Source organism: Achromobacter sp. ACM02, from assembly GCF_014851605.1.
Classification (GTDB): Bacteria; Pseudomonadota; Gammaproteobacteria; order Burkholderiales; family Burkholderiaceae_B; genus Achromobacter; species Achromobacter aegrifaciens.
Window position 1 is genome coordinate 15312 of record NZ_JACUZY010000006.1, and the last position, 12032, is coordinate 27343.

At 66.3% G+C, this 12032-nt stretch carries 15 protein-coding genes and 1 tRNA gene; 10 read left to right on the forward strand and 6 right to left on the reverse strand.

Features of this window, described 5'->3' with window-relative positions:
- The first annotated feature begins 1 nt into the window (after nucleotide 1).
- Complete coding sequence (locus tag IB258_RS19315) at nucleotides 2-1342, forward strand: short-chain fatty acid transporter (protein ID WP_054459429.1); 1341 nt, start codon at nucleotides 2-4, stop codon at nucleotides 1340-1342.
- Between the two features lie 31 nt (nucleotides 1343-1373).
- On the forward strand, nucleotides 1374-2102 hold the full coding sequence (locus IB258_RS19320) for an SDR family NAD(P)-dependent oxidoreductase (RefSeq protein WP_054459427.1): 729 nt from the start codon (nucleotides 1374-1376) through the stop codon (nucleotides 2100-2102).
- Nucleotides 2103-2149: 47 nt separating this feature from the next.
- On the opposite strand, the gene IB258_RS19325 is transcribed toward IB258_RS19320, so the two are convergent.
- The gene (locus tag IB258_RS19325; RefSeq protein WP_192353060.1) at nucleotides 2150-2932 is read right to left on the reverse strand and encodes an IclR family transcriptional regulator; all 783 of its coding nucleotides are present in this window, start codon (nucleotides 2930-2932) and stop codon (nucleotides 2150-2152) included.
- 145 nt (nucleotides 2933-3077) lie between these two features.
- On the opposite strand from IB258_RS19325, the gene IB258_RS19330 reads away from it, so the two are divergent.
- Genes IB258_RS19330 through IB258_RS19355 form a run of 6 tightly spaced genes read left to right on the forward strand, consistent with a single transcriptional unit; the run spans nucleotide 3078 to nucleotide 6891 of the window.
- Nucleotides 3078-3767, forward strand: a complete 690-nt coding sequence (locus IB258_RS19330; protein ID WP_013396544.1) for a 3-oxoacid CoA-transferase subunit A — start codon at nucleotides 3078-3080, stop codon at nucleotides 3765-3767.
- Entirely contained in the window at nucleotides 3764-4408 is a 645-nt protein-coding gene (locus tag IB258_RS19335) for a 3-oxoacid CoA-transferase subunit B (protein WP_013396545.1), read from the forward strand. The genes IB258_RS19330 and IB258_RS19335 overlap by 4 nt, the downstream gene beginning before the upstream one ends.
- A 52-nt stretch (nucleotides 4409-4460) precedes the next feature.
- Complete coding sequence (catC, locus tag IB258_RS19340; RefSeq protein ID WP_043546701.1) at nucleotides 4461-4736, forward strand: muconolactone Delta-isomerase; 276 nt, start codon at nucleotides 4461-4463, stop codon at nucleotides 4734-4736.
- 13 nt (nucleotides 4737-4749) lie between these two features.
- Nucleotides 4750-5046 (forward strand): YciI family protein, encoded by a 297-nt coding sequence (locus IB258_RS19345; protein ID WP_054459424.1) that lies wholly within the window; start codon nucleotides 4750-4752, stop codon nucleotides 5044-5046.
- Between the two features lie 19 nt (nucleotides 5047-5065).
- The gene (pcaD, locus tag IB258_RS19350; RefSeq protein WP_192353061.1) at nucleotides 5066-5845 is read left to right on the forward strand and encodes a 3-oxoadipate enol-lactonase; all 780 of its coding nucleotides are present in this window, start codon (nucleotides 5066-5068) and stop codon (nucleotides 5843-5845) included.
- A 5-nt stretch (nucleotides 5846-5850) separates the two neighbouring features.
- Nucleotides 5851-6891 carry a cyclase family protein gene (locus IB258_RS19355; RefSeq protein WP_088159054.1) on the forward strand — a complete coding sequence of 347 codons (1041 nt, stop codon included), beginning with the start codon at nucleotides 5851-5853 and terminating at the stop codon, nucleotides 6889-6891.
- Between the two features lie 78 nt (nucleotides 6892-6969).
- Here IB258_RS19355 and IB258_RS19360 read toward each other — a convergent pair whose 3' ends face one another.
- The 5 genes from IB258_RS19360 to hemA all read right to left on the reverse strand — a co-directional run bounded on the left by IB258_RS19360 (nucleotide 6970) and on the right by hemA (nucleotide 11242).
- A complete protein-coding gene (locus IB258_RS19360; RefSeq protein ID WP_054457626.1) occupies nucleotides 6970-7533 on the reverse strand; it encodes a UbiX family flavin prenyltransferase in 564 nt (187 codons plus the stop codon).
- A gap of 7 nt (nucleotides 7534-7540) precedes the next feature.
- The gene (gene grxD, locus IB258_RS19365; protein WP_042797530.1) at nucleotides 7541-7867 is read right to left on the reverse strand and encodes a Grx4 family monothiol glutaredoxin; all 327 of its coding nucleotides are present in this window, start codon (nucleotides 7865-7867) and stop codon (nucleotides 7541-7543) included.
- Between the two features lie 94 nt (nucleotides 7868-7961).
- The gene (gene prmC / locus IB258_RS19370) at nucleotides 7962-8786 is read right to left on the reverse strand and encodes a peptide chain release factor N(5)-glutamine methyltransferase (RefSeq protein WP_054457627.1); all 825 of its coding nucleotides are present in this window, start codon (nucleotides 8784-8786) and stop codon (nucleotides 7962-7964) included.
- 8 nt (nucleotides 8787-8794) lie between these two features.
- Complete coding sequence (prfA, locus tag IB258_RS19375) at nucleotides 8795-9877, reverse strand: peptide chain release factor 1 (protein ID WP_054457628.1); 1083 nt, start codon at nucleotides 9875-9877, stop codon at nucleotides 8795-8797.
- A gap of 90 nt (nucleotides 9878-9967) precedes the next feature.
- A complete protein-coding gene (hemA, locus tag IB258_RS19380) occupies nucleotides 9968-11242 on the reverse strand; it encodes a glutamyl-tRNA reductase (protein WP_042796220.1) in 1275 nt (424 codons plus the stop codon).
- Nucleotides 11243-11542: 300 nt separating this feature from the next.
- Between hemA and IB258_RS19385 the strand changes: the two genes are divergently transcribed.
- Nucleotides 11543-11618, forward strand: a tRNA-Phe gene (locus IB258_RS19385).
- Nucleotides 11584-11871, forward strand: coding sequence for a hypothetical protein (locus IB258_RS19390; RefSeq protein WP_192353062.1), 288 nt, complete (start codon nucleotides 11584-11586; stop codon nucleotides 11869-11871). The genes IB258_RS19385 and IB258_RS19390 overlap by 35 nt, the downstream gene beginning before the upstream one ends.
- Nucleotides 11872-12032 lie beyond the last annotated feature (161 nt).

A 12032-nucleotide genomic window follows, 5' to 3' on the forward strand; every position in this document is an offset into this window, starting at 1 on the left:
CATGAATAAACTGGCTTCATTCTTTACGGAGCTGATGCGCAAGTATCTGCCCGACCCCTTCGTCTTCGCGATCGCGCTGACCCTGCTCACCGTGCTGCTGGCCATGGGCGTCGAGGGCAAGGGCATCGGCGACATCACGCGCGCCTGGGGCAACGGCTTCTGGAGCCTCCTGGCCTTCACGACCCAGATGGCCGTGATCCTGGCGATGGGCTACGTGCTGGCCACGGCGCCGCTCACCGACCGCATGCTCAACCGCATCGTCAGCCACGTGCACAAGCCGCACACCGCCATCATCGTGGCGACGCTGGTCGGCGGCATCGGCAGCTACCTGAACTGGGGCTTCGGCCTGGTCATCGGCGGCATCGTCGCCAAGAAGCTGGCGCTGAAGGTCAAGGGCGTGCACTACCCCCTGATCATCGCCGCGGCCTACAGCGGCTTCACCATGTACGGCCTGGGCCTGTCGGCCAGCATCCCCGTGCTGGTCGCCACCCCCAATCACCCCACCGCCAAGCAGATGGGCACCATCCCGCTGTCGGAAACCATTTTCTCGGTGCCGATGCTGATCACCAGCCTGGTGATCATCGTGACGCTGCCGCTGCTCAACGCCTGGCTGCACCCCAAGAAGGGCGAGAAGATCGTTGAAGTGGACCCGGCCATCGACCGCGACGCCAACACGTCCAGCGCCGCCGAAGACATGCTGGAAAAAGGCACCATCGCCTCCAAGCTGAACAACAGCCGCATCCTGAGCCTGCTGATCGGCGCGCTGGGCATCGCCTACGTGACCTTCCACTTCATGGACGGCGGTTCGCTGGACCTGAACCTGATCAACTTCATCATCCTGTTCCTGGGCATCATCCTGCTGGGCACGCCGGCCGCCTACGTGGCCAAGCTGACCGAAGGCATCAAGACGATCTCCGGCATCATCCTGCAGTACCCCTTCTACGCCGGCATCATGGCCATCATGGCCGCCTCCGGCCTGGTCACCACGATCTCGCAAGTGTTCGTCGACGTGGCCACGCCCGAGTCGCTGCCGTTCTGGGGCCTGATCAGCTCGTTCGTCATCAACTTCTTTGCGCCTTCGGCCGGCGGCCACTGGGTCATCCAGGGTCCGTTCATGATCGACGCCGCCAAGGAAATCGGCAGCGCGCTGAACCAGACCACCATGGCCGTCATGCTGGGCAACGCCTGGAACGACCTGGTGCAGCCCTTCTGGATCCTGCCCGCGCTGGCGCTGTCCAAGCTCAAGCTGCGCGACGTGATGGGCTATACCGTCATCATGATGCTGTGGGTCGGCGTGATCCACATCACCGCCGTCCTCCTTTGGGGTTATCTGACCCACTGACCGGCGCGCTTACTCTAGGAACGGAACCGATATGAGCAAACCTACTGCGTATCTCGTGACCGGCGGCAGCGCCGGGATCGGGGCTGCGATCATCCGCATGCTGCTGGATGCGGGACACAAGGTCGTCAACATCGACTACAAGCTGCCCGAGAATCCGCCCGCGGGGCTGGTGTCTTATCAGGCCGACCTGACCGACGAAGCGCGCACCAAGGAAGTCGCCCGCGAAGTGACCGCGGCCTACAACATCGTGGGCCTGGTCAACAACGCCGGCGCGACCCGCCCGGGCACGGCCGACACGGCCACGCTCGCGGACCTGGACTACGTGGTCAACCTGCACCTGCGCACCGCGCTGATCCTGGTGCAGGCCGCGCTGCCCGCCATGCGCGAAGCCGGCTTCGGCCGCATCGTGAACATGTCGTCGCGCGCCGCGCTGGGCAAGCCGGACCGCGTGGTCTATTCGGCCACCAAGGCCGGCCTGGTGGGCCTGACCCGCACGCTGGCCATGGAACTGGGCGGCGACGGCATCACCGTCAACGCCATCGGTCCCGGCCCCATCGCCACCGATCTGTTCACCAAGAGCAATCCGGCAGGCGCGCCGCAGACCGAACGCATCATCAACAGCATCGTGGTCAAGCGCCTGGGCACGCCCGAAGACGTGGCGCGCGCCGCGATGTTCTTCCTGTCGCCGGACAACGGCTTCGTCACCGGCCAGATGCTGTACGTCTGCGGCGGCACGACGCTGGGCGTCGCGCCCATCTGAGATCCGCCGTGCGCACGCCAGCCGCCCTCGTCTCTCCCCTGCCCCGCCTAACGGCGAAGCAGGGCGTGGTTGATCTGGTCGGCCGCGCGGCGCAATGGCGGCAGAAACGCCGCCAGCATTTCCTCGCGCGTAAAGCGGTTGGCATGGCCGCTGACGTTCATCGCGGCGATCACGCGACCGCTGCGGTCCATGATGGGCACGGCCACCGACTGCAGCCCCGGCTCCAGCTCCTGCGCGACGCAGGCGTAGCCGTCGGCGCGCACGCCGGCCAGCACGCGCTTCAACTCCGCGAGGTCCGTGACGGTGTGCGGGGTGTAGGACTGGATCTGGCTCAGCGCCAGCACCCGGTCCAGCTCCGGCTCCGTCAGCCCCGCCAGCAACACGCGGCCCATCGAGGTCGCCCAGGCCGGCAGGCGGCTGCCCACGGCCAGGTTGATGGTCATGACCTTGTGCGTGGACAGGCGCAGGATGTAGACGATGTCCGCGCCTTCCAGCACCGAAACGGAACACGACTCCCGCGTCTGCTCGGCCACTTCTTCCATGTACGGCAACGCCAGGTTCCACAGCGGCGTGCCGGACAGGTAGGCGTAGCCCAGCTCCAGGATGCGCGGGGTCAGCGAGAACTTGCGGTCGTCGACGGTGACGTAGCCCAGGTGCTCCAGCGTCAGCAGGATGCGGCGCGCGCCGGCGCGAGTCAGCCCGGTCACGGCCGCGACCTCGGACAAAGTCATCTCGGAACGGTCGGGGCCGAAGGCCCGGATCACGGACAAGCCGCGCGCGAAGGACTGCACGTAGCTGTCGCTGGGTTGCTGGGTATCTTGCTCGGCCATCCGTCTACCGCAAAAAGAGTAAATGGGGATGACGCCGCGCCGGCTCGCCTTGACGCCCGGCTCATCCCCATGAAACGATGTTCTTCAGAAGAACGAAAGTTCTAATTAAGAACAAATTATGACACGCCACCTATGAGCAAACATCATGATTTCTAAGCTTGTTGCAAGCGCGGCGGCCGCCCTGGCGGACGTACCCGACGGCGCCACCGTCATGATCGGCGGCTTCGGCACAGCCGGCCAGCCCATGGAACTGATCGACGCCCTGCTGGAGCAGGGCGCGAAGGACCTGGTCATCATCAACAACAACGCCGGCAACGGCACCACCGGCCTGGCCGCCCTGCTGGGCGCCAACCGCGTGCGCAAGATCATCTGCTCGTTCCCGCGCCAGGTGGATTCGCAGATCTTCGACGGCCTGTACCGCAGCGGCAAGATCGAGCTGGAACTGGTGCCGCAGGGCAACCTGGCCGAGCGCATCCGCGCCGCCGGCGCCGGCATCGGCGCGTTCTTCACGCCCACCGGCTACGGCACGCCGCTCGCCGACGGCAAGGAAATCCGCGAGATCAACGGCCGCCAGTACGTGCTGGAGTATCCGCTGCACGCCGACTACGCGCTCATCAAAGCCGAACGCGGCGACCGCTGGGGCAACCTGGTCTACCGCAAGACCGCCCGCAACTTCGGCCCCATCATGGCCAGCGCGGCGCGCGTGGCGGTGGCGCAGGTGCGTGAAGTGGTCGAACTGGGCGAGCTGGACCCGGAAACCGTCGTCACCCCCGGCATCTTCGTGAAACGCGTCGTGCAGATCGCAGCCACCCCGGCCGCCAAGGAGCAGCAATGAGCACCAAACTGACCCGCGACCAGATCGCCGCCCGCGTGGCGCAGGACATTCCTGAAGGCGCCTACGTGAACCTGGGCATCGGCCTGCCCACGCTCGTCGCCAACCATCTGCCGGCGGACCGCGAAGTCATCCTGCACACCGAAAACGGCATGCTCGGCATGGGCCCCGCCCCCGCCAAGGGCGAGGAAGACTACGACCTGATCAACGCCGGCAAACAGCCCGTGACGGAACTGCCCGGCTGCTCGTTCTTCCATCACGCCGACTCGTTCGCGATGATGCGCGGCGGCCACCTGGACATCTGCGTGCTGGGCGCCTTCCAGGTTTCGCAGCACGGCGACCTGGCCAACTGGCATACCGGCGCGCCCGACGCAATTCCCGCCGTGGGCGGCGCGATGGACCTGGCGATCGGCGCCAAGGACGTGTTCGTGATGATGGAACTGCAGACCCGCGAAGGCCAGAGCAAGCTGGTCGAGGCCTGCACCTATCCGCTGACCGGCGTGCGCTGCGTGTCGCGCGTGTACACCGACGTGGCGGTGTTCGACATCCGCGCCGACGGCGTGACCGTCATCGACATGTTCGGCGACACCACCGCCGACGAGTTGCTGCGCCTTACCGGCCTGCCGCTGAAGTTTTCCCGCTGAATTTTGTGCGCGCTCCGGCATCGCCGGAGCGGCTTTACAGGAGAGAGTCATCATGTTGTTCATGGTTCAAATGCAAGTCAATCTTCCCGTCGACATGCCCGCCGACCGCGCCGACAAGCTGAAGGCCGACGAAAAGGCCCTGGCGCAGCAGCTGCAGCGCGACGGCAAGTGGAAGAACCTGTGGCGCGTGGCCGGCCGCTACGCCAACGTCAGCATCTTCGACGTCGAAAGCAACGACGAGCTGCACACGCTGCTGTCCTCGCTGCCGCTGTTCCCGTACATGGACATCAACGTCACGGCGCTGGCGCGCCACCCCTCGGCAATCTGACCAGGAGCGGCTGATGCCCTACATCATCGAAACCTTCGACAAGCCCGGCCACCAGGAAGTGCGCCAGCAGCATCGCGCCGCGCACCTGGAATACCTGGACGCGAACAAGCAGCTGCTGCTGGCCTGCGGCGCCAAGCTGCAGGACGACGGCAAGGACGCCGGCGGCGGCCTCTACATCGTGGCCCTGGAAACGCGCGAAGCCGCGCAGCAGTTCATCGACGCCGACCCGTTCTCCCAGGCCAATCTGTTCGAGCGCGTGACCATCACGCGCTGGCGCAAGGCCTATGTCGACGGCGTCTGCCACCTGTAAACGCAAGGAATAAACCCGCATGTCTTACGCCGATCTCAGCCAGGCACGGCTGTACTACGTCATCGATGGCCCCGCCGACGCGCCGGTGCTCGTGCTCTCCAACTCGCTGGGCACCTGCTCCGACATGTGGGCCCGCCAGATTCCCGAACTGAGCAAGCACTTCCGCGTGCTGCGCTACGACACCCGCGGCCACGGCAAGTCGTCGATCCCCGAGGGCGAATACAGCTTCGAGCAGCTGGGCAACGACGTCGCCGAACTGCTGGCGCACCTGAACATCAAGCGCGCGCACTTCTGCGGCCTGTCGATGGGCGGCCCCACCGGCCTGTGGCTGGCGCTGGCGCGTCCCGAACTGCTGGACAAGCTGATCCTCTGCAACACCGCCGCGCGCATCGGCTCGGCCGAAGGCTGGAGCGCCCGCATCGCCGCGGTCGCCGAACAGACCCTGGAAAAGATGGCGCCCACGCTGGTCGAACGCTGGCTCACCGACAGCTACCGCGCGGCCGAGCCTGGCCTGACCCAGGTGCTGATCGACATGCTGCGACGCACGCCGGACGCTGGCTACTCGGGCAACTGCGCCGCGCTGCGCGACGCCGACTTCCGCGAACAAGTGGCCTCGATCAAGGCGCCCACGCTGGTCATCAGCAGCACGCACGACCTGGCCGCCACCCCGGCCCAAGGCCGTGAACTGGCTGAGGCCATCCCCGACGCGCGCTACTTCGAAATGAACACCTCCCATATCTCGAACTGGGAGCAACCCGAAGTCTTCACCCGCACGGTCGTCGACTTCCTGAAGGGGTAAGCGGCATGCAGCGCTGGAAAAACCGGCCCGAAGGCTCCAACTGGGGCGACTTCGGGCACGACGACCAACTCGGCCGCCTGAACCTCATTACCGAAGAACAAGTCCTGAAAGGCGCGCGTGAAATCCGCGCCGGCAAGACCTTCTGCCTGTCGCTGCCGCTGGACCTGCCCGGCGGCAACGTGCTCAACCCGCGCCGTCATCCGCCGCAACTGAGCCCCACGCGCCTGGCGGACACGCCCTACCTGAACTTCCCGCTGCGCAACGTCAACCCGGACGCGGTGGACGTGCTCAGCGATGACCAGGTGCTGCTGTCGATGCAGTATTCGACGCAATGGGACGCGCTGGCCCACGTGGGCGCCTTGTTCGACGCCGACGGCGACGGCAAGCCCGAACTGCGCTACTACAACGGCTACCAGGCCGGCGTGGACGTCGTCGGCCCGGCCGACGGCGACCATACCGGCTGCGGCTGCAACAGCGGCGGCCCGTCGGCGGCGCTGAAGCTGGGCGTGGAAAACCTGGCGCAGAAGGGCATGCAGGGCCGCGGCGTGCTGGTGGACCTGTTGCGCCACTACGGCCCCGGCCGCACACTGATCGGCCATGCCGAACTGATGCATGTACTGAAGACGGACGGCATCAGCGTCGAAACCGGCGACATGCTGGTGCTGCGCACCGGCTACGCCGAAGCGGTGGTCGCCATGAACGGCACGCCCGACGCCGAGACGCTGCACACCTACGGCGCCGCGCTGGACGGCACCGACCAGGCGCTGCTGCAATGGATCACGGACAGCGGCATCGCCGCCATCTGCGCCGACAACTACGCCGTGGAAGCCTATCCCGCGCGCGAGAAGACCGGCCCGCGCGCCATGCTGCCGCTGCACCACCATTGCCTGTTCAAGCTGGGACTGCCGCTGGCGGAACTCTGGTACCTGAAGGACCTGGCGGACTGGCTGCACGCCAACGGCCGGCACCACTTCATGCTGACCGCCCCGCCCCTGCGCCTGCCGCATGCAATCGGTTCGCCGGTCACGCCGATCGCAACGGTGTAATCGCCAGCAACCCGGCGCCATCGCGCAAATGAAAAGAGCTCCAGACCTGGAGCTCTTCTTTTTTTGATGCGGCGATCGTTACTTCATGCCTTCCCAATGCGGTCCGGGCACGATGATGTCGAACAGCTCCAGCACCCGCGCCACGGTATGGTCCACCATCTCTTCGATGGAGGCGGGCCGGTGGTAAAACGCGGGCAGCGGCGGAAACACGATGCCGCCCATTTCGGTGACGGCAGTCATGTTGCGCAGGTGCGCCAGGTTGAAGGGCGTCTCGCGCACCATCATCACCAGGCGCCGGCGCTCCTTGAGGGTCACGTCGGCGGCGCGGGTAATCAGGTTATCCGACAGGCCGTGGGCCACGGCCGCCAGCGTGCGCATGGAGCACGGCACGATGACCATGCCGGCCGTCTGGAACGCGCCGCTGGCTAGCGTAGCGCCCACGTCGCGCACGCTGTGCACGTGGTCGGCCAGGGCATAGACATCATGGCGGCTGACGTCCAGCTCGTGCTTGATGTTCAGCACGCCGGAGGCCGACACCACCAGATGCGTTTCGACATCGTCCACGCCGCGCAATGCCTGCAGCATGCGCACGGCGTACAGGGAGCCCGTGGCGCCCGTGATGCCGATGACCAGTCGCCGCATGGGCTGATCAGGCCGTTGCGCCGGACTGGTCCAGCAGCGTCTTCAGTTCGCCGGATTCGTTCATCTCGTTCATGATGTCCGAGCCGCCGATGAACTCGCCGGCCACGTACAGCTGCGGAATCGTGGGCCAGTTGGAGAATTCCTTGATGCCCTGGCGGACTTCGTCGTCCTCCAGCACATTGACGGTGACCAGCTTCTTCACGCCACAGCCCTTCAGGATCTGAATGGCCTTGCCGGAAAAGCCGCATTGCGGGAACTGGGCGGTGCCCTTCATGAACAGCACGACGGGGTGCTGGGTCACGGTTTCGCGGATGAATTCTTGAACGTCGCTCATGGTGGTCTCTTGGACAGGCATAACGGAATACGCCAATTATAGGTACAGCGGGAAAATTCGCCCGGATACCCCGGGCGTCCCGCCGGGAATGCGGTCAGGCGGGCAGCCGGCCGCCGGAAATACGCTCGATGCCGGCCAGGTCCTGGCGGCTGTGCACGTCCTGGAATCCGGCCGCGGCCAGCAGGCCCCGCACGGCTTGTGCCTGGTCCCAGCCATGCTCCATCCACAGGGATCCCCCCCGTTTCAGGTGACGGCCGGCGCCCTGGACGATGCGGGCCAGGTCTTCCAGACCGCCCGCGCCGTCGGTCAGCGCCCCGCGCGGCTCGAAGCGCACGTCGCCCTGGTCCAGGTGCGGGTCGTCGCAGGCAACATAGGGCGGATTGGACACGATCAGGTCGAAGCCCTCGCCGGCTGGCACGGCCTCGTACCAGCTGCCTTCGACCAGGCGCACGGATGCGGCCAGGTCCCAGGCGTTGCCGGCGGCGACCGCCAGCGCGGCGGAGCTGACGTCGGACGCCATCACCCGGGCGTCGCGGCGCGCCAGCGCAATCGAAATGGCGATCGCGCCGCTGCCTGTGCCCAGGTCCAGCACCGCGGGCGCGGCCAGGCCGGCCAGGCATTCCAGCGCGGTCTCCACCAGCACCTCGGTGTCCGGGCGCGGAATCAGCACGTCCGGGGTCACGCGGAAGCGGTGACCCATGAATTCGCGGTGGCCCAGCAGATAGGCCATGGGTTCCCCGGCCAGGCGCCGCTGGGCCAGGGCCTCGTAGGCCGCGGCCGTTTCAGGCAGCAAGGGGTCGGTATCGTGCGCCAGCAGCCAGGCGCGCGGCTTGGCCAGCACGTGCTCCAGCAGCATGCGCACCTCCAGGCGGGGCAGGCGCGTGTCGAGCAGCAGGCTTTTCAGCTGGGGCGGCGTCATGGCCGGGCTCAGATGTCGTCGCCCAGGGCCGCCAGCTGCTCGGCCTGGTGTTCGGAGATCAAGGCGCCGGTCAGCTCTTCCAGATCGCCTTCCATGATCTGCTGCAGCTTGTACAGCGTCAGGTTGATGCGGTGGTCGGTCACGCGGCCCTGCGGGAAGTTGTAGGTGCGGATGCGCTCGGAGCGATCGCCCGAACCGATCAGGCTCTTGCGCTCGGCGGCTTCCTTGCTCTGCCGTTCGCGGGTTTCCTTGTCCTTCAGGCGCGCGGCCAACACCTGCATGGCCTTGTCCTTGTTGCGGTGCTGGGACCGGTCATCCTGGCATTCCACCACCAGCCCCGTCGGCAAGTGGGTGATGCGCACCGCCGAATCGGTCTTGTTGATGTGCTGGCCGCCCGCGCCGCTGGCGCGGAAGGTGTCGATGCGCAGGTCGCTGGGGTTGATGACGATTTCCGACATCTCGTCCGCTTCAGCCATGATGGCCACCGTGCAGGCGGAGGTGTGGATGCGGCCCTGCGCCTCGGTGGCAGGCACGCGCTGCACGCGGTGCGCGCCGGACTCGAATTTCAGGCGGCCATAGGCGCCATCGCCGTCGATGCGTGCGATCACTTCCTTGTAGCCGCCCAGCTCGGATGCGCTTTCGGACATCAGTTCCACGCGCCAGCCGCGCTGTTCCGCGTAGCGCGTATACATGCGCAGCAAGTCGCCCGAGAACAGCGCGCTTTCATCGCCGCCCGTGCCGGCGCGGATTTCCAGGAACACGCTGCGCCCGTCGTTGGGGTCGCGCGGCAACAGCAGCAACTGCAATGCGCCTTCCAGTTCCTCGAGCTTGACGCGGCCGGACTTGATCTCGTCCTCGGCCATGGATTTCAGGTCCGGGTCGGACAGCATTTCTTGCGCCGCGGCCAGATCATCCTCGGTGCGGGCAAAGGCGGTGAACGCCTCAACCACGGGTTCCAGTTCAGCGCGTTCACGCGAGAGCTTGCGGAAACGGTCCATGTCGGACGCGGTTTCCGGTTCGGCGAGCAGCGCGTCGACCTCGATCAGGCGGTGACACAGGTGCTCCAGCCGGCTGCGCATGGAAGATTTCATGGGGAATGACCAAAAAGAAAAGCGGGAAAGCGGATAGCGGGCGCCCAAAAGACGAACGCCCGCCAGGAGGCGGGACGTGGGGCAGAGTCGCTAACGGCGGGAGTCGCGGCCGGGGAACAGGCGCGGCATCCAGGCAAGCAGTTGCTTGCGGTCGTCGCCTTCGCTGCGGTTCAGGGCCGCCAGCGGGCCGTGCAGGTACTTTTGAGTCAGGCCGTGGGCCAGTTGTTCCAGCACGGCTTCCGGCGATTCGCCCCGCGCCAGCAGGCGGCGGGCCCGTTCCAGCTCGGCGCTGCGCACGTCCTCGGCGGCCTGGTGCAGGTCGCGGATGACGGGCACCACTTCGCGGGACTGCATCCAGTGCATGAAGCCCTGGACGCGGGTTTCGATGATGGCTTCGGCCTGCACCACGGCCGCGCGGCGCGCGTCCGTGCCGGTCTGCACCAGCCGGCCCAGGTCGTCCACCGAATACAGATAGACGTCGTCCAGGCGGCCGACCTCGGGTTCGATGTCGCGCGGCACGGCCAGGTCGATCATGACCATGGGGCGGTGGCGGCGCAGGCGCGTGGCCCGTTCCACCATCCCCAAACCGAGGATGGGCAGGGAGCTTGCCGTACAGGAAACGATGACGTCGAACTCGGACAGACGGTCGGTCAGGTCCGACAGCTTCATGGTGCTGGCGGCAAAGCGGTTGGCCAGGACCTCGGCGCGTTCGGCCGTGCGGTTGGCCACCACCATGCTGCGCGGACGCTGCGCGGCGAAGTGCGTGGCGCACAATTCGATCATTTCGCCCGCGCCGATGAACAGCGTGCGGGCCTGGTCCAGATTGCCGAACACGCGTTCGGCCAGGCGCACCGCGGCGGCGGCCATGGACACCGACTGCGCGCCGATGGCGGTCTGCGACCGGACTTCCTTGGCCACCGAGAAGGTGCGCTGGAACATCTGGTGCAGCAAGGTACCCAGCGAGCCGGCTTCGCCGGCCGCGCGCACGGCGTCCTTCATCTGGCCCACGATCTGGGTTTCGCCCAGCACCATGGAATCCAGGCCGCTGGCCACGCGGAAAGCGTGGCGCACGGCGTCGTCCTGATGATGGCGGTATAGATGCGGGCGCAGCGTGCCGGCGTCCAGGCGGTTGTAATCAGCCAGCCAGGCGGGCAGCTGATCGGCCACGTGGCCGTCGGCGGCGCAATAGATTTCGGTGCGGTTACAGGTGGACAGGATGGCGGCTTCGCGGACCGAGCCGCCGAATGCCGAGCGCAGGCCTTCCAGCGCGGGCTTCACCAGATCGACGGGCATGGAAACACGCTCGCGGACCGAAACCGGCGCGGACGTGTGATTCAGACCGAAGGCAAGGACAGCTACCGACATGTGGGAAGGATGGCCGGGCCATCCGCGCGTAAGCGTTAAGTACTGCCACTAAGAACGAGGCGCCGCACCGGGATATTCAAACCTGGATGCAGCGTCAGACCGCTAATCATTATACCCCTGCGGGTTATCCCCAGGCCATTTCACCCCCGGGGCGCGACCCTGGGTCGCACCTTTCGTGCCGTCTGACCAACAGTCAGCCCATGATTCATGCGGCGGCCCGGCCGGGAAACGACATATCTCAGGATTTTCGCCTCCGACTGGCGCAAGCCTCAAAAATTGTGTATAGTTGCGGACTTCGTTGGCCTGGTAGCTCAGTCGGTAGAGCAGAGGATTGAAAATCCTTGTGTCGGTGGTTCGATTCCGCCCCAGGCCACCAAAAGATTCAAGCACTTAGCCCCGCGAAAGCGGGGCTTTTTGCTTTGGTCTGTCGCGACGGCCAGTTCTGCGCCCAGTTCCCCACGTCCATCGATGATGTTCAACACATCTTCCAGGTCATGGCTGTTCATGAAGTCGCCGCCGCCTCGGCTGGCGAAAGCTCCAAGTTTGGTGACAAGCTCACGCTCGCGGGCGCGCCCGGTGCGCAAGGCATCCAACAACGCGAGCAGGCGGTGCAGCGCCGGGTCCGATAGAGCAGCCTGCGGTGTTGTGCGGTAGAGCGGCGAAAGCGTGGGCCCTTTTGATGAGCCCGTGGGGTATGCCCAGACGGGCGCCTCTCCTGGAGCTGCCGTCAATTGGCTGGCCAGGGGGTCGCTGCCGACAGCTATCGGGACGCCACTCTTGACCGGGCCCA